Annotated in this window: 18 protein-coding genes; 9 read left to right on the top strand and 9 right to left on the bottom strand. The window is 61.9% G+C overall.

Features of this window, described 5'->3' with window-relative positions; genetic code table 11:
• Positions 1-47: 47 nt before the first annotated feature.
• Positions 48-1,145: an ElyC/SanA/YdcF family protein gene (locus tag ACSMDR_RS04595; protein WP_436467275.1), complete on the top strand. Its 1,098-nt coding sequence runs from the start codon at positions 48-50 to the stop codon at positions 1,143-1,145.
• Between the two features lie 118 nt (positions 1,146-1,263).
• Here ACSMDR_RS04595 and ACSMDR_RS04600 read toward each other — a convergent pair whose 3' ends face one another.
• The 3 genes from ACSMDR_RS04600 to ACSMDR_RS04610 all read right to left on the bottom strand — a co-directional run bounded on the left by ACSMDR_RS04600 (position 1,264) and on the right by ACSMDR_RS04610 (position 2,540).
• Positions 1,264-1,596 (bottom strand): DUF3634 family protein, encoded by a 333-nt coding sequence (locus tag ACSMDR_RS04600; RefSeq protein ID WP_436467277.1) that lies wholly within the window; start codon positions 1,594-1,596, stop codon positions 1,264-1,266.
• 74 nt (positions 1,597-1,670) lie between these two features.
• Positions 1,671-2,063, bottom strand: a complete 393-nt coding sequence (locus ACSMDR_RS04605) for a carboxymuconolactone decarboxylase family protein (RefSeq protein ID WP_005905403.1) — start codon at positions 2,061-2,063, stop codon at positions 1,671-1,673.
• Positions 2,064-2,195: 132 nt separating this feature from the next.
• The gene (locus ACSMDR_RS04610) at positions 2,196-2,540 is read right to left on the bottom strand and encodes a MerR family transcriptional regulator (RefSeq protein WP_436467280.1); all 345 of its coding nucleotides are present in this window, start codon (positions 2,538-2,540) and stop codon (positions 2,196-2,198) included.
• A 175-nt stretch (positions 2,541-2,715) separates the two neighbouring features.
• Between ACSMDR_RS04610 and ACSMDR_RS04615 the strand changes: the two genes are divergently transcribed.
• Positions 2,716-3,240, top strand: coding sequence for a HutD family protein (locus ACSMDR_RS04615; protein WP_436468196.1), 525 nt, complete (start codon positions 2,716-2,718; stop codon positions 3,238-3,240).
• Between the two features lie 15 nt (positions 3,241-3,255).
• On the opposite strand, the gene ACSMDR_RS04620 is transcribed toward ACSMDR_RS04615, so the two are convergent.
• On the bottom strand, positions 3,256-3,459 hold the full coding sequence (locus ACSMDR_RS04620) for a hypothetical protein (protein WP_436467282.1): 204 nt from the start codon (positions 3,457-3,459) through the stop codon (positions 3,256-3,258).
• Positions 3,460-3,645: 186 nt separating this feature from the next.
• Positions 3,646-4,086, bottom strand: a complete 441-nt coding sequence (azu, locus tag ACSMDR_RS04625) for an azurin (protein WP_436467284.1) — start codon at positions 4,084-4,086, stop codon at positions 3,646-3,648.
• A gap of 309 nt (positions 4,087-4,395) precedes the next feature.
• Between azu and ACSMDR_RS04630 the strand changes: the two genes are divergently transcribed.
• The 7 genes from ACSMDR_RS04630 (at position 4,396) to ACSMDR_RS04660 (ending at position 14,098) form a co-directional block, all read left to right on the top strand.
• Positions 4,396-5,436, top strand: a complete 1,041-nt coding sequence (locus ACSMDR_RS04630; RefSeq protein ID WP_436467286.1) for an FAD:protein FMN transferase — start codon at positions 4,396-4,398, stop codon at positions 5,434-5,436.
• 121 nt (positions 5,437-5,557) lie between these two features.
• A complete protein-coding gene (locus ACSMDR_RS04635; protein ID WP_436467288.1) occupies positions 5,558-7,222 on the top strand; it encodes a response regulator in 1,665 nt (554 codons plus the stop codon).
• Positions 7,223-7,301: 79 nt separating this feature from the next.
• Positions 7,302-8,108: an exodeoxyribonuclease III gene (gene xthA, locus ACSMDR_RS04640; protein WP_005905416.1), complete on the top strand. Its 807-nt coding sequence runs from the start codon at positions 7,302-7,304 to the stop codon at positions 8,106-8,108.
• Between the two features lie 195 nt (positions 8,109-8,303).
• Entirely contained in the window at positions 8,304-8,789 is a 486-nt protein-coding gene (locus ACSMDR_RS04645; protein WP_436467290.1) for a hypothetical protein, read from the top strand.
• A gap of 263 nt (positions 8,790-9,052) precedes the next feature.
• On the top strand, positions 9,053-10,579 hold the full coding sequence (locus ACSMDR_RS04650) for an efflux RND transporter periplasmic adaptor subunit (protein WP_436467292.1): 1,527 nt from the start codon (positions 9,053-9,055) through the stop codon (positions 10,577-10,579).
• Positions 10,576-13,722, top strand: a complete 3,147-nt coding sequence (locus tag ACSMDR_RS04655; RefSeq protein WP_436467294.1) for an efflux RND transporter permease subunit — start codon at positions 10,576-10,578, stop codon at positions 13,720-13,722. The genes ACSMDR_RS04650 and ACSMDR_RS04655 overlap by 4 nt, the downstream gene beginning before the upstream one ends.
• A gap of 19 nt (positions 13,723-13,741) precedes the next feature.
• Complete coding sequence (locus ACSMDR_RS04660; RefSeq protein ID WP_436467296.1) at positions 13,742-14,098, top strand: copper-binding protein; 357 nt, start codon at positions 13,742-13,744, stop codon at positions 14,096-14,098.
• A 77-nt stretch (positions 14,099-14,175) separates the two neighbouring features.
• Here ACSMDR_RS04660 and ACSMDR_RS04665 read toward each other — a convergent pair whose 3' ends face one another.
• The 4 genes from ACSMDR_RS04665 to ACSMDR_RS04680 form a co-directional block, all read right to left on the bottom strand.
• Positions 14,176-15,870 (bottom strand): pyridoxal phosphate-dependent decarboxylase family protein, encoded by a 1,695-nt coding sequence (locus tag ACSMDR_RS04665; protein ID WP_436467298.1) that lies wholly within the window; start codon positions 15,868-15,870, stop codon positions 14,176-14,178.
• A 158-nt stretch (positions 15,871-16,028) separates the two neighbouring features.
• A complete protein-coding gene (gene lplA, locus ACSMDR_RS04670; RefSeq protein ID WP_436467300.1) occupies positions 16,029-17,045 on the bottom strand; it encodes a lipoate--protein ligase in 1,017 nt (338 codons plus the stop codon).
• A gap of 117 nt (positions 17,046-17,162) precedes the next feature.
• Positions 17,163-20,339 carry an efflux RND transporter permease subunit gene (locus tag ACSMDR_RS04675; RefSeq protein WP_436467302.1) on the bottom strand — a complete coding sequence of 1,059 codons (3,177 nt, stop codon included), beginning with the start codon at positions 20,337-20,339 and terminating at the stop codon, positions 17,163-17,165.
• A complete protein-coding gene (locus ACSMDR_RS04680) occupies positions 20,332-21,387 on the bottom strand; it encodes an efflux RND transporter periplasmic adaptor subunit (protein ID WP_436468197.1) in 1,056 nt (351 codons plus the stop codon). Before ACSMDR_RS04680 ends, ACSMDR_RS04675 begins: the two co-directional genes overlap by 8 nt.
• Positions 21,388-21,396 lie beyond the last annotated feature (9 nt).

Consider the following 21,396-nt stretch of genomic DNA (forward strand, 5'->3'; position numbering starts at 1 on the left):
TCCCCGGCCCCTGGCCGACCTCTCTTCTCCTACCAGGTGGACAGCTTATGAACCACAGACTCTCCCTCGCCACCCTGCTCATGCTCAGCCTGCTCACGCCGACATTGGCCTGGGCCGTACCGGTACGCAGTCTGCAATCGGAACAAGATTACGGTCAAATCATCAGCAAGCGTCAGGTGGTGGATCAGCTGCTCGGCGAGGCCAAACGGATCTTTGACTCCCCGGCCAGGGTCTCGGATGCGGGCTTCACCGCCAAGATGCCAAGCAATGTAGAGCTGATCAGCACGCGACTGCTCGAAGCCTACCAACTCGAACCCTATCGCACCGACCTGCTCGTCTCGGCGGCCAATGCCCAGATTTACAACGGCAAGATTGACCGGGCCATCGCCCTGTTTGAACAAGCCCTGGTCGCGGCCCCGGATGATGTGGACTTGCTCTCCTACCTCGCGGTCTGGCAGCGCTTCAAGGGAAATCCCGACAACGCCAACAAGTACCTCGCCCAGCTCAAGGAGCGTAACCCCGGTCGCGAGGCCGACTTGCAGCACATTTTTGCCATCATAGACAAGGTGGTCGAGACACCGCTCAAGGAGCGGGCCGGACGGGACCAGGACAAGAGTGGACGGCGCGCCATCGTCACGCTCGGTTATGCCCTGAACCCCGATGGCAGCATGAGCGACATACTGCTTGGCCGCCTCGATACCACCCGCGCCCTGGCCAAGGCCGATCCCAAGTCCCTCATCATAGTGAGCGGCGGTGTACCCCAGAATCGTCAGACCGAGGGCAAACAGATGGCCGACTGGCTGGTGAGCAAGGGGATAAGCCGCTCACGCATCATCGAAGAGAACTATGCCACCAGCACGGTCGAAAATGCCCTCTACAGTGCCTGGGTTCTGGCCCGCCACCAGATAGAGAGCGCCACCCTGGTCAGCTCCGCCAGCCATGTGCGTCGTGGCCAGACCCTGCTGGAGATCGCCTGCTGGCAAACTGGCCCGGCCAATATCCGCATCGACAGCGTCAGCTACCCGGACAAGCCCATCTCCAACCTCGCCAAGGTGGAAAAGGGTGAGCTGCTGGGTATCTACCGCGACGCCTTACGCACCTATGGCATGTGGAGCTACCGCTCACCGCCCCTGCTGGAGCGCTAACCCGGCCTCGCCCTGTCGGTCGATGGTTGGCCTCACAACATAAAAGGAGGGCCCCGCTGCTGGCAGCGGGGCCCTCCTTTATCACCCGGCTCAACCTTGGCCGAGATTGAACCCGGGGTCAGTGGCGCTTGTGACCCGAGGGCTGGGTAGGCAGCCGGCCACGATAATCGCCATAGGGGAAGACGTTGCGCACCCGCTGGGCGACAGGCTCGGGGATGGATCGAGAGAAGACGAGACGCACCCCGTCCCCATCACGCAACCCCTGAATGCGGCCACGCACCGCCTCCCGTTTCAGTATCTGCTCCAGTTGCCTGATGAAGGCGGGAGGCAACTTGCCCCTTTTCACCACCAGCTTGCCGTGAGCCAGCCTGAGGTCGAACAGGGGGCCGCGGCCCAGCTTGAGCAGCCACCAGATGAGGGCGATGCCCACCAACAAGGATATCCAGGCCATCTTGTCTCTCCTTAAACACCATGAACTTGCTCCAGCATAATCCTTATATTCGCCTCAGATAAGCCCCTCTTGACTCATGACGTGGCAGGCAATAGACCGCGCGCCTCAAACACCTTGCGTGCCACTGCCATGCCATTGATGGCAGCCGGAAAACCGGCATAGACCGACATCTGCAATATCACCTCCACCAGCTCCCGTTGGCTACAGCCAACATTGAGGGCGCCATGAAGATGTACCTCTAGTTGCGGGGCACAGTGGCCCATGGCTGTCAGAGCGGCGACTGTGACCAGCTCCCGGGAACCTAAGCTCAATCCTGGCCGCTGATAGATATCGCCAAATGGATACTCAATGATATAGCGCGCCAGATCAGGGCAGACTCCCGCCAGGCTTTCCAGCACCTTCTGCCCTGCCTCGCCGTCAATTTCGTTTAACTTGGTCAGCCCCTGTTGATAACGTTCGCTCTGCATCAGTTCTCTCCTGTGAACGACTCCGACCTGAGTCAGAACCGAGCATAAGAGTTAGAGTCCACTCTAAGTCAAGGGCCATGACCTACCACTGGATGAGAGCCACATCCATCGCGGCCTGAGTACCATGCCCCCTCAACCGCCCTGGTAGTGGGCTATCTTGGCTTCCAGTGCCGCCAGATGACACTGCTGCTCATTGAGTCGCTCACGCAGCCGTTGGGCATGGGCTTCCAGCAAGGCTTGGCGGGCCTGATGAGTCTCCTCACCCTGAGCCCTCAGTTGGGCATAGTGCAGTATCTGCTTGAGCGGCATGCCGGTCGCCTTGAGCCGGGCGATGAAGGTCATCCACTCCTGCTCCCGCACACTGTAATGGCGGTGACCATTAGCTGCCCGCGCGACCTTCAGCAGACCCAACTGCTCGTAGTAGCGCAGGGTATGAGGGGTCAGCCCGGTCAGGGCCGAAAAGGCGCCAATGTTCATCTCTTGCTCCTGTTGCTTTCGTGCCGATGGGCTGCATCATGACAAACGCTGGAAAAAACCGCACTCGCACCGGGCACACTTGTCCTCGGGGTGGGAGGGGTGCTATCTCTGGGGCCAGACTCATGATGAGGGGAAAACCTTGTACCAACTGATCACCGTGGCCCAGCAGCGCAAAATGCCCTGGAAAAATGGCAAGGGCAGCACAGCCGAAATAACGATAGCCCCGGCAGGCAGCACCCTGGCCAGGCTCGATTTCGATTACCGGCTGAGCTCGGCGCCTATCAAGGAGGCTGGCCCCTTCTCCCCCTTCCCCGGTTATGCCCGCATCCTGCTGCCCATCAGCGGCGCCGGATTCGTGCTCAACGGCCACCCCTATGCCACCTTCGAGGCGGCACATTTTAGCGGCGACGATGAGACCCATTGCGCCTTGTTGAAAAAAGAGGTGACGGACCTGGGGCTTATCTATGACGCAACCAAGTTGGATGCCAATGTGCGGGTGCTGACCCTGCCCTTCTCCCTGCCCTTGACCCTGGAGCCTGCACACACCTATCTGGTCACCCTGCTGGAGGGGAGCCTCAAGGTGGCGGAGCATGACCTCGCCAAGGGGGATACCCTGGTCGTCAGCGCGCAAGAGAGCATCATGCTCGAGTGCAGCAAGAAGGCCACCATCGCCTTCTTCACCCTGCGGCAACGGCAATAACTCTTCATCCCAAGCTCAGCGTTTTGGCGCGCGTCCCCCGCTGTCGAGGCAGGCCTGCATGGTGTCATAGGGTTCGTAGTGCTTGGTGCGGCTGTAGTAGGTACCGCCCTTGGGATGGCAGATGCCATTGCGGCTCTTCTTGACCGGGGGCTCTGCGGCCAACGCTATGGTGCATAGCAACATCAGACAACAGCTGATCACCCATTTTACTGCTCTCATTACCGCTATTTACCTGTCTCGTCACTGGGAACATGGCCCCGTTTGCCACTTATTCTATCCCCCCAGTGCGGCGGGAACTGCTCGCGGGGTCACGATACAGAGTCGTTTATTCAATCCGTTCGCTTGCCACATCAGCAGCATAAAAAAGCCGGGCAAGCCCGGCTTCTCTCATCTTGAGCCTCGAAATCAACCGACCTTGAAGCTGCCCTTCATCATGGCCCAGTGGCCGGGGAAGGAGCAGAAGAAGGTGAGATCCTTGCCAGCCATTCCCTCGGTCGGGAAGGTGACGCTGGTGGTTTCACCGCCACCAATCAGCTTGGTGTGCGCCAGGACACGGGCATCGTCCTTGGGCAGGTAGTTATTGTCCGGCCCCGCACTCATGCCCGCGGTCGCCACGTCCTGGAAGTCAGCCGTGGTAGTCAGCGCCCAGTTGTGTCCCATGGCCGTGATCGGCAGCTTGCCGGTGTGCGTCAGGTTGATGGTTACCTCTTTACAGGTTGCCGGTACGCTCAGCGCCTTGGTGTTGAACTGCATGGCATCGTTGGCTTCCACCGCCAGGGTGCAGTCATCGGCAAAAGCGGGAGCCGCCAGGGCACTCAGAAGCAACAGGGGAATTACCTTTTTCATCATCCTCTCCTTTGGTTGGCAGACGATAGCAACAGAATTGCCTGGCCAGCTCGCGCCTTGGCAGACAAAGATGCTGTCTGGATCGACCTTATTGTACTCATTGGGTTCCAATCAACCAGCGTTTAGTCCCAAAGCTGCGGGCCAGATCACCGCCTGCTGCGCAACCATGGCCCCAGGCCCGGGTTCAACGGCGCTTAATTATACTGCGTTCCCGGCCAGGGGCCGGGCTCGCATCCCCCCTTGCCTTGCCTTAAGCTCTGCCCCTCAAGCTCCCGGCTCCGTTGCCGGGCCCAGATGAGAGAGGTTTTGATGTTAGCTCCTGCCTTGCGGCCCGGTCTCGGCCTGCTATTGGTCTCTTTGCTCGCTGTGCTGCTGACTGGGTGCCAGCCCCGGCCCCCCACGACCACTCGTCTGCAAGGCAAGACCATGGGGACCTACTACAGCCTGACGCTGCCCGGGGGCTACCCAGGCGGCGATCCCGCACTCAAGCGGGAGATAGACACCTTGCTCGGTCGCATGAACAAGGAGATCTCCACCTACGATCCTGACGCCCTCATCTCCCGCTTCAATCAAGGGCCGGTTGAACCGGCCATGGAGATACCGGCCGAGATGGCCCGCATCGTCCAGCAAGGCATAGACGCAGGCCACCTCACTCAGGGCAAGCTGGATGTGACCATAGGCCCCCTGGTCAATCTGTGGGGCTTTGGTCCGGACAAGCGACCGGTCAAGAGGCCGGGCGAGGCCCAGATTGCCGCCGCCCGCGAGCGCGTCGGTATCGACAAGCTGAGCCTGACCCGGCAAGGGGAGACCTATCTGCTCCACAAGGCGATACCGGACCTTTATCTGGATCTCTCCACCCTGGGGGAAGGGGCCGCCGCCGATGCCATCGCCCAGCTGTTCGATGACAAGGGCATCGAGGATTACCTGGTCGAGGTAGCGGGTGCGGTGCGCAGCAAGGGGGTCAATGACAAGGGCAATCCCTGGCGCATTGCCATCGTCGAGCCCTCCGACAAGCCTGGGGCCTTCTCTGACATCGTCATGCCCAAGGGGATGGCGGTGAGTACGGCCGGCAGCTACCGCAACTACTACGAGCAGGATGGTGTGCGCTACTCCCACATCATAGATCCCGCCACCGGCCGGCCCGTGACCCACCGGCTGGTATCGGCCAGCGTCATCACCAAAGATGCCCTCGAGGCAGATGCCCTGGATACCGCCCTGGTGGTGATGGGCCCGGAGCAAGCCATGGTATTTGCCAAGGCGCACCAGCTGGCGGTCTACCTCATCATCAAGACGGATGAGGGCTTCAAGGCCGATTACAGCCCGCAGTTTGCCCCCTACCTGGTAAAATAACCCGTCGCTTAATCAAGCTGCCGGGCCCGTCACGGGCCTGGCAACTCCCCCACCTTTGCCAATTGCCTGATCCCGAACTTTGGTGGCACACTGGCATATCCCAGCCTAAAGACCCAGAGCCATGCCGACCCAGGATCCCGACCTCTCCGCTGGCGATGCGCCGCCCAAGCCTGCCCCCGTCAAGCCCCTGCGGCTGCTGTTGGTGGACGATCAGCGCGCCTTTCAGGTGATGATGAAGGCCATGCTGCAGAACATCGGCATCAATCGCATCAATTTTGCCAACAGTGCCGAAGAGGCGCGCCGCCGCTGCCTGAAAGAGAGTTTCGACATCTATCTGTTCGATTACGATCTCGGTGGCGGTGAGAATGGCCGCCAACTACTGGAGAGCCTGCGCGACAAGGGGCTGATCCCGCCCCAGAGCGTGGTGATCATGGTCAGCAGCGACAGCTCCCGGGCCATGGTGCTGAGCGCCCTCGAAGTCGAGCCAGATGAGTACCTCATGAAGCCCTTCTCCCAGGAGCAGTTCAAGTTTCGGCTGCGCCGGGCACTGGCCCGTCGTCAGGCCCTGGAGAGTGTGTTCCGGGCGCTGGCCGAGGACAAACCCGAGCAGTTGATCCGGGCCTGCGCCGAGCGTGCCGATGCCATCCCGCGGTTTGCCAACTTCTGCCGCTGCCTGCAGGCCGATACCCAGCTAAGGCTTGGTCAGGCCAGGGAGGCTCGCAGCCTGATGCGCCAGCTGCTGGCTGGCCAGGAGAACGGCTGGGCCCGGCTCACCCTGGGCAAGGCATGCCACACTCTGGGGCTCAATGAAGAGGCGGTGAGCCATCTGCAGGCGACCCTCAAACACAATCCCCTGATGGTGGAAGCCTATCTCTGGCTGGCCGAGGCGCAGCTTGCCCTCGGCGAGGAGGAGAGCGCCCAGCGCGAGCTGAAACGGGCGGTGGAGATATCCCCCCAGTCCGTGCTGCTGTCGCGCCGCCTGGCCGAAATCTGCCTGCAGCGCCATGACTATGCCCAGGCCCGGGATGTGCTGCTCACCCTCATCGACCTGTCTCGCAACTCTATTCACAGAACCCCTCACTACCTGGGGGCCTACATCCAGTGTCTGACCCTCTATGCCCTCAACAGCAATGACGGCTATCACATCGCCAATCTGCAAAAACAGGTCAACTCGGCGCTGTCACGCATCCGTGACTCCCTGATGGTGAGCGAGTTCAACTACCCCGTGTTCGAGCAGATCTGCCAAGCCCGGGTGCAGGTGGCCCTCGGCCAGCTCATCAAGGGCAAGAAGATGCTCTATCGCGCCAACCAGCATTGGCTGGACCAACCGGCCAACATGCCGGTCGCCCTGCTCGGTGAGACGGTGCTGGCGCTCTATCAGCTCGGCGAGTTCGAGTACGCCGAAAGCCTGCAAGACCACCTGGCCAAGGACGAGGACCGGCTGCTCACCATCTGCATCCAGGCCACTCGCAACGACAAGACGGTGCAGGAGCGGCGTCAGCGTTACCAACAGCTCAACGAACTCGGCATCAAGGCTTATCAAGGGGGAGAATTCGAGCAGGCACTGACTCACTTTCGTGAGGCGCTGCGCCGCGCCCCCGCCAATACCGGAGCTGCGCTCAACAAGATACAGGTGTTGCTCAAACTCATCGAGAAGCACCGCAAGAGCCCTGATTTTCCGAACGAGTGCAAGGAGACCCTGGCGATGCTGGATGGCATCCCCCTCAATCCCGCCCAGCAGGAGAGATTCCGCAAGCTGCGCCAGGAGTTCACCCAGAGCCAATGAGGGGCAAGGCGCCGGACTTGCATCGGCTCTGGATTCCTAGTCCAATAGTCACCTATAAAAACGACATGAGCACATCGACATGAAGATCATCTCTTTCAATATCAACGGCCTTCGCGCCCGTCTTCATCAGTTGCAAGCCATCATCGACAAGCACCAGCCGGATGTGATCGGCCTGCAGGAGATCAAGGTCCACGACGATGCCTTCCCCGTTGCCGATGTGGAAGCCATGGGCTATCACGTGGAGTTTCATGGCCAGAAGGGTCACTACGGGGTGGCCATCATGAGCAAGCAGAAACCCCTCTCTGTGCAAAAGGGCTTTCCGACCGATCCCGAAGATGCCCAGCGCCGCATGATAATGGCAAACTTCCAGCGCGAGGATGGCTCCGTCATCACCGTCATGAACGGCTACTTCCCCCAAGGGGAGAGCCAGGACCACGAGACCAAGTTCCCGGCCAAGCAGAAGTTCTATGAGGATTTGCAGCACTATCTCGAGACCCACCACACCCCGGACGATCAGCTGGTGCTGATCGGGGATGTGAACATCTCCCCCACGGATCTCGACATCGGCATCGGCGAGGCAAACCGCAAACGCTGGCTGCGCGATGGCAAGTGCTCCTTCCTGCCGGTAGAGCGCGAATGGCTGGCGCGTCTGCAAAGCTTCGGCCTGACCGATACCTTCCGTGCCGCCAACCCGACCGAGTGCGAGCGTTTTTCCTGGTTTGATTACCGCTCCAAGGGATTTGACGAGAACCGTGGCCTGCGCATCGACCTCATCCTGGCCTCCAATGCGCTCAAGGACAGGGTGACGGAGACGGGGATCGACTATGAGCTGCGCGGTATCGAGAAGCCCTCGGATCATGCACCCATCTGGACCTGCTTCGCCTGATGTCCAAGCGGCAGGGCCCGTCTCTGCCGCTTGTCTGGCCCCGGGCTCGACCCGGGGCCCATGCCTTCTCCCTGCCTGCGTGATGCCCCCTCTCTCTTTGCCACCATGATGCTTGTCACCAAACTCAAGGTTCCGGCTTGACCTTACTCTCACGGCAAGCTTTACAGTAAGGTCATACATCGTCAGGAAAGTCCCATGCTGTCATCGATATTGCCTACTGAGCGCATTGCCCGGCTGTTGCTGGGGCTCTTGCTCGTCTGCAATCTGACCCTGTGCATCAGCTGGCACACTCAAGCTGCCCTCGCGCAGCCGGTCGCAGCCCAGCTGAGCCATGAAGGCATGAACCATGCGTTCATGGGGGCCGAACATGGCGTCTCCCCCCAGTCAAATGCCCAGCTAGCTGACACCGACAACATGGCCTCCCCCCTCGGCTGCCATGCCGTCAATGGCGATCAGAACAAGCATGATGAGTGTCAGCTGCAATCCGTGGTGGGTGCCACCCTTTCGCTGTTGCTGGCTCTGTTGCCCTTGCTGGCCCTGCCGTTGTTGCTCTGGTTTGGTCAAAGAGCGTTGCCCCGGTGCCTCGGTCTCTGGCTGCGCAATCCCTTCCTCTGGGAGCGACGCTGCCACCCTCCCTCCTGGCCTCGCCGCCACCTGATGCTGTCGGTGCTGCGCCACTAGCCAGATCTTCTCCCTGCCTATTTTGTGCAAGGCGCGCCCTCGGCCGACTTTGCATGACGAGCTGAGCGTCTCAGACCCCGGTCAGACGCCCCTTTGCCGCCCAACGCTATCGCTGCATCCCTGACTCAAGCAAACCTGCCCTGCGGTTTGCAGGCCTGGATGACCCAGCCGCGCGCGGCTCGACAAGAGAGAAGATGTATCATGTCACCAGCCAACATTGCCGTGCATCCCTGCACCCCCGCCTCCTGCGCCGGAGGTGTGTCATGACCAGGACATTGCCGCTATCCATGCTCCTGCTCGCCCTCGGCGCCGGTGGGGGATACTGGGCTGCCAAGCAGACCACGGACAGCGGGGCCAAAGAGAAGGCACCGCTCTACTGGGTCAACCCCATGGATCCCCGTGATAAGCGCGATGGCCCCGCCAAGGACAACATGGGCATGGATTTCCTGCCGGTGTATGAGGAGCGCCAAGATGGCTCTCCGGGCACCCTCACCATCAGCCCGGAGATCCAGCAAAATCTGGGGGTCAGGATGGCCAAGGTCGAACTGGCCCCCGCCTATCAGCAGATAGACACCGTGGGTTATGTGGGATATGACGAGGACAAACTCGAAGCCATCAACGCCCGCATGGCGGGCTGGATCCGCACTCTGGCCATCAAGAGCGAGGGGCAGAAGGTCGCCAAGGGCAGTCTGCTCTACGAGATCTATGCCCCGGATCTGGTCAATGCCCAACATGAGTACCTGCTGGCCATGGGCAGCAACAACCCACTGCTGCTGCGTGCCGCCACCGGCAAACTCAAGGCCCTGCAGGTCCCCCTTGTGCAGATTGAGCAGCTCAAGCGCAGCCGCAAGGTCAGCGAGACCATCCGCATCTATGCCCCGAGCAGTGGCTATGTCTCGGATCTCAAGGTGCGCGAGGGCCAATACGTGGAGCCCGCCGCCGCCCTGTTCAACCTGGGCACCCTGAGTCAGGTCTGGGTCAGCGCCGAGGTATTCGAGCGCCAGGCGGGCCAGCTCAAGGTCGGCGATCCCGTCACCATGAGCCTGGATTACGCCCCGGGCCGCCGCTGGCAGGGTCAGGTGGATTACCTCTATCCCACCCTGGATGCGAGCAGCCGAACCCTCAAGGCGCGGCTGCGTTTTGACAATAAAGACGAGTTTCTCAAGCCGAACATGTTTGCCAAGGTGCGCATTCGCAGCGGCCATGGTAAGCCCCGTCTTTTAGTGCCAAGCGAAGCGGTGATCCGCACCGGCAGCCAGGACCGACTGGTATTGGCGCTGGGCGAAGGACGCTTCAAGTCGGTAGCGGTCACCCTGGGGGCCCAGTTTGGCGACCAGCTGGCCATCATCGACGGGGTCGAAGCCGGGGACAACATAGTCCGCTCGGCCCAGTTCTTGCTCGACTCGGAATCGAGCATCGATTCAGACTTCCAGCGCATGACGGCGCTGCGTCCCTCCCAGGTCTGGACCCAGGGCGAGGTACAGAGCATCGATCTTGCCAACCGCACCCTGGGGGTCTCCCATCACCCTATCCCCGAGTGGCAATGGCCCGCCATGGAGATGGATTTCAGCGTGGCGGAGGGAGTCGACATGAGCCAGCTTGGCAAGGGTCAGACCCTGCATCTGCAAGTGGAGCAGGAGGGGGACGAGTACCGCATCACCACCATACATCTGGAGAAATCCAGCACGTCCCCCTCGACCGACCAGGCAGATAAAGAGGCCGACAAGGCGCCCCGGGATGAGATGGAAGGGATGGATCACAGCCAGCACGATATGGGAGCCAAGCCATGATCCCTGCCATTATTCGCTGGTCCATCGGCAACCGCTTCCTGGTGCTGCTGCTGACCGCCATGCTCACCGCCTGGGGACTCTGGTCGGTCAAGCAGACCCCGGTCGATGCCTTGCCGGATCTCTCCGACGTCCAGGTGATCATCAAGACCCCCTACCCGGGCCAGGCGCCGCAGGTGGTGGAGGATCAGGTCACCTATCCGCTCACCACGGCCCTGCTCTCGGTACCGGGGGCCACCACGGTGCGGGGCTACTCCTTCTTCGGCGACTCCTTTGTCTATGTGCTGTTCGATGACAAGACGGATCTCTACTGGGCCCGCGCCCGGGTGCTGGAGTACTTGAGTCAGGTGACAGCCAAGCTGCCCCCCTCGGCCAAACCACAGCTAGGCCCGGATGCCACCGGGGTGGGCTGGGTCTATCAGTACGCCCTGCAGGACAAGAGCGGCCAGCATGACCTGGCCCAGCTCACTTCCTTGCAGAACTGGTTTCTCAAGTACGAGTTGCAAACGGTGCCCGGCGTTGCCGAGATAGCCACAGTCGGCGGCATGGTGCGCCAGTATCAGGTGCGGGTCGACCCGGACAAGCTGCGCGCCTACGGCATTCCCCTCTCTCTCATCAAGACCGCTATTGAGCAGGGTAACCAGGAGACGGGAGCCTCCGTCATCGAGATGGCGGAAGCCGAATACATGGTTCGCGCCAGTGGTTACATCCAGGGTGTGGCCGATCTCAAGCAGATCCCGCTCGGCACCCTGGTGCGCGGCGCCCCGCTGCTGCTGGGGGATGTGGCGGACGTGGTCATCGGTCCGCAGATGCGACGCGGCATTGCCGAACTCAACGGCGAAGGTGAAGTCGTGGGGGGCATCGTCGTGATGCGCTACGGCGAGAATGCCCAGCACACCATCGATGGGGTCAAGGCGAGGCTCGCCGATCTGAAAAAGAGCCTGCCAGCCGGGGTGGAGGTGGTCACCGTCTATGACAGATCCGATCTTATCGCGCGTGCCATCGACAACCTCTCCGGCAAGCTGCTGGAGGAGTTCGCGGTGGTAGTGCTGGTCTGCTTCGCCTTCCTGTTCCACCTGAGATCCTCGCTGGTGGTGGTGATCACCCTGCCCATCGCCATTCTGGTGGCCTTCATCATCATGCACTTGCAGGGGATCAACGCCAATATCATGTCCCTTGGGGGCATCGCCATCGCCATCGGCGCCATGGTGGATGGTGCCATCGTCATGATAGAGAATGTCCACAAACACCTGGAGAAGACCCGGCTCACCGACCAGAACCGCTGGCAGGTGATAGCCCAGGCCAGCATAGAAGTGGGACCCGCCATCTTCTTCTCCCTGCTCATCATCACCATGAGCTTCCTGCCGGTGTTTGCCCTGGAGGCCCAGGAGGGACGCATGTTCCATCCCCTCGCTTACACCAAGACCTACGCCATGGCGGCGGCGGCGGCGCTGGCCATCACACTCGTTCCAGTCATGATGGGCTACTTTATCCGCGGCAAGGTGCTGAGCGAGCAGGCAAACCCCCTCAACCGCACTCTGACCCGGGGCTACATTCCACTGCTCAATGCCGTACTCAATCGCCCCAAGCGCACCCTGGCGCTGGCGCTGGCGGTGACCGTCATCGGCTTCTGGCCGCTGCACTATCTTGGCTCAGAGTTCATACCGCCCCTGGATGAGGGGGACATCATGTACATGCCCACCACCGCGGCCAACATCTCGGTGGGCAAGGCGCGGGAGATCCTGCAGCAGACCGACAAGCTCATTCGCACCGTGCCCGAAGTGCAGAATGTGTTTGGCAAGGCGGGGCGCGCCGACACGGCCACCGACCCCGCCGATCTGGTGATGATGGAGACCAGCGTCCAGCTCAAACCCCGCGACCAGTGGCGCCCCGGCATGACGCCGGAGAAGCTCAAGGAAGAGCTTGATGCGCTCATCCGCTTCCCCGGTCTCACCAACGCCTGGGTTCCCCCCATCAAGACCCGCATCGACATGCTGGCCACCGGTATCAAGACCCCGGTCGGCATCAAGATAGCCGGGCCCGATCTCAAGGTGATCCAGCAGATAGGCCAGCAGCTCGAGCAGATAGTCGGCAAGGTCGAAGGGGCCGCGTCCGTCTATGCCGAGCGGGTGGCGGGAGGCCGTTACGTCAAGGTCGACATCGACCGGCTCAAGGCCGCTCGCTATGGCCTGAGCATCGCCGACGTGCAAGGGGCTCTCGCCACCGCGGTGGGGGGCATGGAGGTGGGTGAAACCATCGAGGGGCGCGAGCGCTATCCCATCAACCTGCGCTACCCCCAGAGCTACCGGGATTCGGTGGCAAGCCTGTCGTTGCTGCCTCTGGTGACCCCCAAGGGGGAGCGTATCGCCCTGGCTGATCTGGCCCGGGTCCATATCAGTGACGAGGCTCCCATGCTGCGCAGCGAAAATGCCCGACTCGGTGGCTGGGTCTATATCGACATCAGACAGCGGGATATCGGCTCCTTCGTGGCGGATGCCAAGGCGCAAGTCGCCGAGGCACTGGTGTTGCCTCCCGGCTACTCCCTGAACTGGTCCGGGCAATATGAGTACATGGAGCGGGCCAAGGCACGCCTCGCCTACGTGGTGCCGCTCACGGTCGCCATCATTGTGCTGCTGCTCTATCTGGCATTTCGCCGCATCCAGGAGGTGCTGCTCATCCTCATCACCCTGCCGCTGGCGGTGGTGGGCGGTATCTGGACCGTCTGGCTGCTCGATTTCAACCTCTCGGTGGCGGTCGGGGTCGGTTTCATTGCCCTGGCCGGGGTGGCGGTAGAGACCGGGGTACTGATGCTGGTCTACCTCAACCACGCCTGGGATGACCTGATCGCCCAAGGCAAGCCGGACAGAGCCGGGCTGCACAAGGCCGTCATCCAGGGCGCGGCCCTGCGCCTGCGTCCCAAGATGATGACGGTGGTCACCATCATCGCCGGCCTCCTGCCCATCATGTGGAGCCAGGGTACCGGCTCGGAGGTGATGCAGCGCATCGCCGCCCCCATGATCGGTGGCATGGTTAGCGCACTGGTGTTGACCCTGCTGGTGCTGCCTGCCGCCTACTACCTCTGGCGCAGCCGCGGCCTTGACCGGCCTGCGCCATCTGCACCTGCCAATACCGAATGTCGCGAATAAACAACGAGAAGGAGAGATGATGAACTACAAGACGCTTGCACTGCTGCTCGGCATCGCCGTCAGCACCCAGCTCCAGGCCGAGGAGATGATGAACCATGAGGGTCATGACATGAGCCAGATGACTGACATGCAGGGCATGAACGACATGGCGGAGAAGGTGATGACCAAGGGGGTCATCACCCGCATTGATGAAGCCAATCACAAGGTGGGGATAAAGCATGAGGCCATCACTAACCTCAAGATGCCGCCCATGACCATGGTGTTCATCCTGGCCGATCCGGCGCAGCTTCAGGGATTCCGCGTCAATGACGCGGTCCGCTTCCACGCCGAACAACAAGGAGGCAAGCTGACCCTGACTCGGCTGCAAAGGCAGTAAGCCGGCTGGCACCCAGCAAAACGGCGGGATATTCCCGCCGTTTTGCTTTTCGTCAGGCCATCCTGGCCGGTTCCCGTTCAACCGCGAATGTGGGCGATAAAGGCGTCTATCTGTGCTCGGCCACAGGCCGGGTTCATGAAGACCGCCTTCTCCCCGGCGATATAGGAGTACTTGCCGCGGGCATCGTAGTCGGAACGCGCGATGGCCTCCACCCAGTTGGTATAGAGTCCCACCTTGCCTCGGCCGGTAAAGAGGCCGCGGTGATATTCGGTGTTGCGCTGCAAGCGTGCCTTGTAGGCAGGATCAGATGAGCGGGCCAGCTCGAAGGCAAACTCGGCCTCAGGATCCGCCACCCACTCGGGGTTGTAAATCTTGAAGCCCACGCTCGGCCCCTGGTTCTCCTGGGCCACCAGCTTGACGTTGCCAAGCTGACTCAACTGGTAGCGGAAGTAGTTGGCATTTTGCAGGCAGTGGGCCAGCACGGTGCGATACCCCTCCACCCCCATGTAATTTAACGCCGCATAGGCGCCAAACAGCCCGCTCGCCCCCCGTGAACATTCGATGGTGGACTGCAGGTGGGTCTGCCCCTGGATGTCCCGCTCAAAATAGGAAAAGTTCTCCGGATCATTCTCCATCGCCTTGAGGTCATCCTGCTCTTTTATCATCACCAGGCTGGAGGTGTAGGGCACGTAGCCCCACTTCTGGAAGTCCACGGTGAACGAATCTGCGTATTTCAGCTCGGCGAAGCGGCTCACGTTGCGCTCTATCCCCGCCAGGGTGGCGCCGTTGATGGCCAGCGGGTTGGCGGCAAAGTCATAGTCCAGGAAGAAGATCATCGACCAGCCGATGGCCGCATCCACGTGGATGTGCGGCTTGACGACCACCTCGAACCGCTCGCACAACCGGTCCCGCAGCTCGACCACGGGTTTCACCTGATCCACCCCGAAGGTATCCGTGGTGCCCATGGTGAGCATGATGGTGGGTACCACGTGCTTGAGGGCGAAGCAGGCGGTCAGGGTGCGCTCGAGATCGGCGAGATCGATGTCGTTGTTCTCCCCGACCTGGATGCGAATGGTCTTGTGCTCTATGTCCACCCCGAGCAGGGAGAGGTTGGTGATGTTGGAGTAGTGGCCGCCCTGGGAGTTGATGATGCGGTAATCCTGATAGTGGCCCAGCCCCTTGTGCTTGGCCTCGGGCAGACTCTTGCGAATGCCGAGCAGGTAGCCGTAGAGGTTACAGAAGGTCCCCCCCTGGGTGAAGATGCCGGTGGCGCGGGCCGGATCATAACCTGCCAACAGCGCTATCTGGCGCACCACCTTGCGCTCCAGCTCCTCGGCCACCCCGGCATATTCGGAGTAGACCAGATTGGGGTTGGCCAAGATGCCAAGCTGGGCTCCGTAGATGGCGGGATCCGCCGGCATGGTGATGACATTCTCGACGCTGGAGGGGTTCTCCCAGTCTTTGGAAAACGCGCCAGCAAACAGCAGCTCGGCCATGGGCTCGCCCGGGGAGCGCATGGCTTGGGGCACCGGCATGGTCTCGCAAAGATCGGCGAGACGCTCGCGCCCCTCTGGCCAGGCGTCCAGGCGATCGGCCGGGGCCAGACCCCGGGCCCGAAATGCACTGATCGCGGCAAACCCGGGCTCGCGGAACACAGGCCAGAGATCGGGATTACGCGAGAAGAAGTTGGCTTTGACGGTGGCGAAACGGGCGGCAAACTCGGGGTGGACGGCGTTGACGTTTTCATCTTTCAGATAGAGCAAGTGGTTCATTTTTATAATATTCCAATCAACTTGGGTGGCCCTGTTATACGCCCACACTCTGCGCCGTGACACAGACAATATCTAATGATGTCCCCTAGATTTTATTATCCGAACTCGCCCTATCCCCCTCTCGGCCTGTTCATGGGCCTGTGAGCCTGCCACACAGGTTAGCGCAGTTGTTGCATCAACCAGACCATCAGCTCCTTGAGCATTGGCTCTGCATCAGGATACTCAGCGACCACCTTCTGGCCGAGAGGTTCGATGGCCTCCGGCCGGTAGGCGATGCCATGCAGGCGCTGCGCCAGGGCTTCCAGGGGTGCCAGATCCAGGCTGTCGCTGAACAGCTGCACCGCACTGATCTGCCCCTGTGCCACATCGAAGTGCAGCTCGACCCCACCCCAGATGAAGCGCTCGCTCAGGGAATGACTGAAGGCGGGTGCCTTGCCGAAATTCCACTCCCAGCTGGCCTGGTGCGCAAACTGCGGTGCAAAGCCTGGCAAGTCCGGCAGGCTATCCGGGGAGATATGCTCGGGCAGGACCCGGGCCCCATAATGGGCGAAGAAGGCCTCGCTCAGGGCATCGACCAGCGCTGCATGGCTGATATCGGCGCCCAGCTCACTCAGGTTGGCGACCCTGCCCCGCACCGAACTTATCCCCTTGGCTGCCAGCTTCTTGGGATCGGGGTTGAGGTAATCGGCAAGGCGGCCCAGATCGGCGCTGCGCAGCACAGTGCCATGGTGAAAGCCGCGATCCTGGGTCTCCCGATAGGCGGAGCCCGAGATCTTGCGCTCCCCGTCCGGGGTCGAGACCAGCAGATCGTTGCGCCCCGAGGCGAACGCATCTATGCCCAGGGACGCCAGGCCAGCCAGCACGATGGCGGTGGAGACGCTCTTATCGTACTCGGGCTTGCCCGCCATGAAGGTGAAGCAGCTGTTGCCAAGATCATGAAAGACGGCGCCGCCCCCGCTGCTGCGCCGGGCCAGCTTGATGTCGTCTCGCTCCATGCGGCGGGTGTTGCACTCCTTCCAGGGATTCTGCCCGCGGCCAATGACCACGGTATCATTGTTGCGCCACAGGAAGAGCACCCGCTGGCCCGCATCCATCTGGCGGAAGATGCACTCCTCCACTGCGAGGTTGAACCAGGGGTCATGGGAGTCGGATATGAGTAAACGCAGAGCAGTCATGGGCAGTCCTTAATCGAGTCAATACCGGGCGATATTACCACCTTACTGGCATGGTGGCGGCCATCGAACGCAGGCGCTTGCCAATCGATGGTCAGCTACCGATCACCTCTGACCATATCAGCGGCGATGAGAGAGCAGGCTGTAATAGAGCAGCGGGATCACCACCAGGGTGAGCAGGGTGGAGACCAGGATCCCGAAGATGAGGCTGATGGCCAGTCCGTTGAAGATGGGATCATCGAGGATGAACAGGGCGCCTATCATGGCGGCCAATGCCGTCAATATGATGGGTTTGGCCCGCACCTGGGCCGCTTCGATCACCGCCTGCTCGAACGCCATGCCGGCTCTGCGCTGCTGCTCGATAAAGTCCACCAGCAGGATGCTGTTGCGCACTATGATCCCGGCCAGCGCAATCATCCCTATCATCGAGGTGGCGGTGAACTGAGCCCCCAGCAGGGCGTGCCCCGGCATCACCCCGATGAGGGTGAGCGGAATGGGAGCCATGATGATGAGCGGCACCAGATAGGAGCGGAACTGGGCCACCACCAGCAGGTAGATGAGTATCATCCCCACCCCGTAGGCTAGCCCCATGTCGCGGAAGGTCTCGTAGGTGATCTTCCACTCCCCGTCCCACAACAGCGCCACCTCCCCCAGCTTGTCGGGCTGCTGCACGTAATACTGGGGCAGGTCGATGTCGGCACCGGCGGCAAACATGCCGTAGAGCGGGCTGTCGGTATGACCGCCCATATCGGCCACCACCATCACCATGGGCTGCATGTTCTTGTGCATGATATAGCTGGGGGCCACCTCGTCTTTGCGACTCACCAGCTCGGAGAGCCGCACCAGCTGGCCGCTCTGGCTGCGCACCTTGAGGGCCAGCACGCCCGCCAGATCCCGTTTGTCACCGGGAGCGAGTTCGATGCGGATCGGCACCGGATACTTGGCGCCGTGCCCCTGCAGCCAGCTGGCATCCTGATAACCCACCCCGCCATTGAGGGTGTTCACCAGATCCCCGAGATCGACCCCGAGCAGGGCAGCCTTGCTGCGATCCACCACCAGCCGCCACTTGGGCTGCGGGTCGGTCAGATAGATATCCACATCAACCAGATCGGCCGTGGCCACAAAACGGGCCTGTACGGCGCGCGCAGCCGCTTCGCGGGCGGCCGGTGTCGGGCCATACACTTCCGCGACTATGGGGGACCAGACCGGCGGGCCGGGCGGCACCTCAACGACTTTCAGGTTGCCCCCCGCCGCACTGGCAATGGCCTGCAACGGTGCTCGGACCGATTGGGCAATCTGGTGGCTGCTGCGATGGCGCTCATGCTTGTCTACCAGATTGACCTGAATATCCCCCACGTTGGCGCCGCTGCGGATGAAATAGTGACGCACCAGGCCATTGAAGTTGATGGGGGCGGCGGTGCCGGCGTAGATCTGGTAATCCTTCACCTCGGGCACCCTGGCCAGTTCCCGCCCGACCGCCAGCAGGGTGCGCTCGGTCTGCTCCAGGGTCGCCCCCTCCGGCATATCGAGCACCAGCTGGAATTCCGACTTGTTGTCAAAGGGGAGCATCTTGAGCACCACCCACTGCACCACCGGCATGGCGGCGGCGCCCGCTACCAGCAGCAGGATGGCCAGCCAGAGCTTGCGTCTGGCACGCTTGGCGCCATCACCGATCAGGAAAGGGGTCATCAGCCGGTGAAAAAGGCCAGCCTTGGCCTCGCCGTGAGCAGCATGCACGTCCCCCTTGAGCAAATGGTTCGCCAGCCAGGGGGAGAAGATAAAGGCCACCAGCAGGGAGATAAGCATTCCCATGCTGGCATTGATGGGGATGGGGCTCATGTAGGGGCCCATCAGGCCACTGACAAAGGCCATCGGCAGCAGGGCCGCGATGACGGTCAGGGTCGCCAGTATGGTCGGCCCCCCCACCTCGTCCACCGCCCCCGGAATAAGATCCTTGAGCGCCCCCTTGCCCAAGCCGCGATGGCGGTGAATGTTCTCCACCACCACGATGGCGTCATCCACCAGAATGCCGATGGAGAAGATAAGCGCAAACAGCGACACCCGGTTGAGGGTAAAGCCCCAGGCCCAGCTGGCAAACAGGGTCAGCGCCAGGGTGATGACGATGGCAACGCCCACCACCAGCGCCTCGCGCCAGCCCATGCTCACCAGCACCAGCAACACCACCGCCGTGGTGGCAAAAATGAGCTTGCCGATGAGGGTGTTGGATTTGGTCTCGGCGGTGACGCCGTAGTCACGGGTCACCGTCACCTCGACCCCAGCCGGAATCAGCCGGTTCTGCAAACTCTCGACCCGCGCCTCCACCCGCTTGGCCACATCGACCGCGTTCTGGCCCGGCTGCTTGCCGATGGCCAGGGTCACCGCCGGATAACTGGCTTGCCCCTGCCCCATCCAGCTACGTCTGGTCGGAGTCTCCTGACCCAGAGAGACCCTGGCCACCTCCCCCAGATAAACCGGCTTGCCGTCGTGCACCCCCACTACCAGCTCGCGGGCCTCCTGCTCGCTTTGCAGGAACTGCCCCACCTGCACCTTGATCTCACTGTTATCCTGCCAGGTGGCCTGTGTCGGGCCCACCTGATTGGCGGCAGCCAGTCGCTGACTCAGCTCACCCCAGCTGATGCCGTGGGCACTCAGGGCCGCCGGATCCGGCATCACCCGCAGCACGGCGCTCTGGCTGCCCAGACTGTAGATATCGCGGGTACCGGGAATGCGCTTGAGTTCGGTCTCCAGCTCATGGGCGACCCGGGTCAGCTCGGCGGCGCCCAGCCCCTTGCTCCCCAATTTACCCCACTGTTTGTCCCAGAGCGTCAGGCTGACGATGGGGACATCGTCGATCCCCCGGGGTTTTACCAGTGGCTGACCGACTCCAATCCCCTGTGGCAACCAGTCACGGTTCGAGTCGAGTTGGTTGTTGAGATCGACAATAGCTTGCTCGCGACTCACCCCCACCTTGAACACCACCACCAGCAGGGCGCCATCGGGTTGGGAGAAGGAGTAGAGGGTATCAATTCCCTTTATCTGGGAGACCACCTGCTCGGCAGGGGTGGTGACGAGAGATTCAACTTCAGCCGGGCTGGCCCCCGGAAAGGGGATATAGACATCGGCGAAGGTGACATCGATCTGCGGCTCCTCCTCCTTGGGGGTCACCAACACAGCAAACAGGCCGAGCAACAGCCCCACCAGCGCCAGCAGCGGGGTGATGGCCGAGCCCTGAAACAGCGCAGCCAGCCGACCGGCAGGCCCCAGCCTCTCCCTGTTGCCGTTCAGCTCGCTACTCATGGGCCACCTCCTGCTGCTGCGCCCAAGCATCGGGAGCCAGGGTGTCACCGGCATGCAGCCCGGCCAGGATCTCGCACTGCCCTTCAAAGCAATGGCCGACCCGTACCGGCGTCAGGGCCCAGCCATCGGCTAACTTGAGGTAGACACCGTTGAACTCCCCTTGCCGCAGCAGGACGCGGTCCGGCACCTGTAACACCTGACGCTCACCCTGTTTGAACTGCACCTTGAGCCACATGCCGGGCAACACCCCGGCGGTGTGCGGCGGCAAGTCGAGGCGCAGCCGGAAGCTGTGGCTCTGGCTGTCGGCATAGTTGAAGCGGGTCACTTTGACCGGGGTAACCGTCTTGCCATCGGGCAGCAGCACTTGCGCATCCGAAGGTTGGCCAGCGAGCGTCAGGGCGGATTGGGGCAGCTCCACCTCCACCCGCAGGGCGTCGAGGGAAAAGCCCGAAAGCAGCGGCGTGCCGGGGGAGACAGTCTCCCCCAGCTCCACCAGTCGCCTGGTGACCACACCGGCGTAAGGGGCGAGGATGCGGGTATAACCGTAAGCCTCGCGGGCCTGGCTGAGGGCGGCCTCGGCCCCATTGACTTCGGCGCGGGCGGCGCGATCGGAGGCCTCGGCATTATCAAGTTGAGCGCGAGTGATCACCCCCTTGGCAATCAGCGCCTGAAAGCGGCCAAGTTGACGCTCTGCCTCCACCTGCTGGGCCTGGGCTCGGGCGACTCTGGCCTCGGCGCCGGTGACAGCGGCAAACTGCTCCTTGCTGCTGATTTCGAGCAGCGGTTGCCCTGCCTGCACCTGATCGTTCACATCCACCAGCATGCGGGAGACCCGGCCACTGGTCTGGGACGCCACAGTACCCTGATTGATGGCGCTGACGGTGCCGTACAGGGTCAGCCAGTCGGTCACCGGCAGTGGTGATACTGTTAGCAAAGGCTCTGCCAGCGGGGCCGCCGGCCCCCCTTCTGCGGCCAGGGCCTGAGTGGATGTCATGGCCTGCGATGTCATCACCAGCAAGGTGATACCCAGCAACCGGATGTTTTCCATCATCACTCT

The organism is Aeromonas molluscorum, assembly GCF_051376105.1.
Taxonomy (GTDB): domain Bacteria; phylum Pseudomonadota; class Gammaproteobacteria; order Enterobacterales; family Aeromonadaceae; genus Aeromonas; species Aeromonas molluscorum.

Bases quoted from the DNA above. Each gene is read 5' to 3' on its own strand.
- ACSMDR_RS04675 (WP_436467302.1), bottom strand. From the start codon at position 20,339: ATGAGTAGCGAGCTGAACGGCAACAGGGAGAGGCTGGGGCCTGCCGGT.
- ACSMDR_RS04600 (WP_436467277.1), bottom strand. From the start codon at position 1,596: ATGGCCTGGATATCCTTGTTGGTGGGCATCGCCCTCATCTGGTGGCTG.
- ACSMDR_RS04665 (WP_436467298.1), bottom strand. From the start codon at position 15,870: ATGAACCACTTGCTCTATCTGAAAGATGAAAACGTCAACGCCGTCCAC.
- xthA (WP_005905416.1), top strand. From the start codon at position 7,302: ATGAAGATCATCTCTTTCAATATCAACGGCCTTCGCGCCCGTCTTCAT.
- ACSMDR_RS04630 (WP_436467286.1), top strand. From the start codon at position 4,396: ATGTTAGCTCCTGCCTTGCGGCCCGGTCTCGGCCTGCTATTGGTCTCT.
- ACSMDR_RS04650 (WP_436467292.1), top strand. From the start codon at position 9,053: ATGACCAGGACATTGCCGCTATCCATGCTCCTGCTCGCCCTCGGCGCC.
- ACSMDR_RS04620 (WP_436467282.1), bottom strand. From the start codon at position 3,459: ATGAGAGCAGTAAAATGGGTGATCAGCTGTTGTCTGATGTTGCTATGC.
- lplA (WP_436467300.1), bottom strand. From the start codon at position 17,045: ATGACTGCTCTGCGTTTACTCATATCCGACTCCCATGACCCCTGGTTC.
- ACSMDR_RS04595 (WP_436467275.1), top strand. From the start codon at position 48: ATGAACCACAGACTCTCCCTCGCCACCCTGCTCATGCTCAGCCTGCTC.
- ACSMDR_RS04635 (WP_436467288.1), top strand. From the start codon at position 5,558: ATGCCGACCCAGGATCCCGACCTCTCCGCTGGCGATGCGCCGCCCAAG.
- ACSMDR_RS04615 (WP_436468196.1), top strand. From the start codon at position 2,716: ATGCCCTGGAAAAATGGCAAGGGCAGCACAGCCGAAATAACGATAGCC.
- ACSMDR_RS04680 (WP_436468197.1), bottom strand. From the start codon at position 21,387: ATGGAAAACATCCGGTTGCTGGGTATCACCTTGCTGGTGATGACATCG.
- ACSMDR_RS04645 (WP_436467290.1), top strand. From the start codon at position 8,304: ATGCTGTCATCGATATTGCCTACTGAGCGCATTGCCCGGCTGTTGCTG.
- ACSMDR_RS04605 (WP_005905403.1), bottom strand. From the start codon at position 2,063: ATGCAGAGCGAACGTTATCAACAGGGGCTGACCAAGTTAAACGAAATT.
- azu (WP_436467284.1), bottom strand. From the start codon at position 4,086: ATGAAAAAGGTAATTCCCCTGTTGCTTCTGAGTGCCCTGGCGGCTCCC.
- ACSMDR_RS04655 (WP_436467294.1), top strand. From the start codon at position 10,576: ATGATCCCTGCCATTATTCGCTGGTCCATCGGCAACCGCTTCCTGGTG.
- ACSMDR_RS04610 (WP_436467280.1), bottom strand. From the start codon at position 2,540: ATGAACATTGGCGCCTTTTCGGCCCTGACCGGGCTGACCCCTCATACC.
- ACSMDR_RS04660 (WP_436467296.1), top strand. From the start codon at position 13,742: ATGAACTACAAGACGCTTGCACTGCTGCTCGGCATCGCCGTCAGCACC.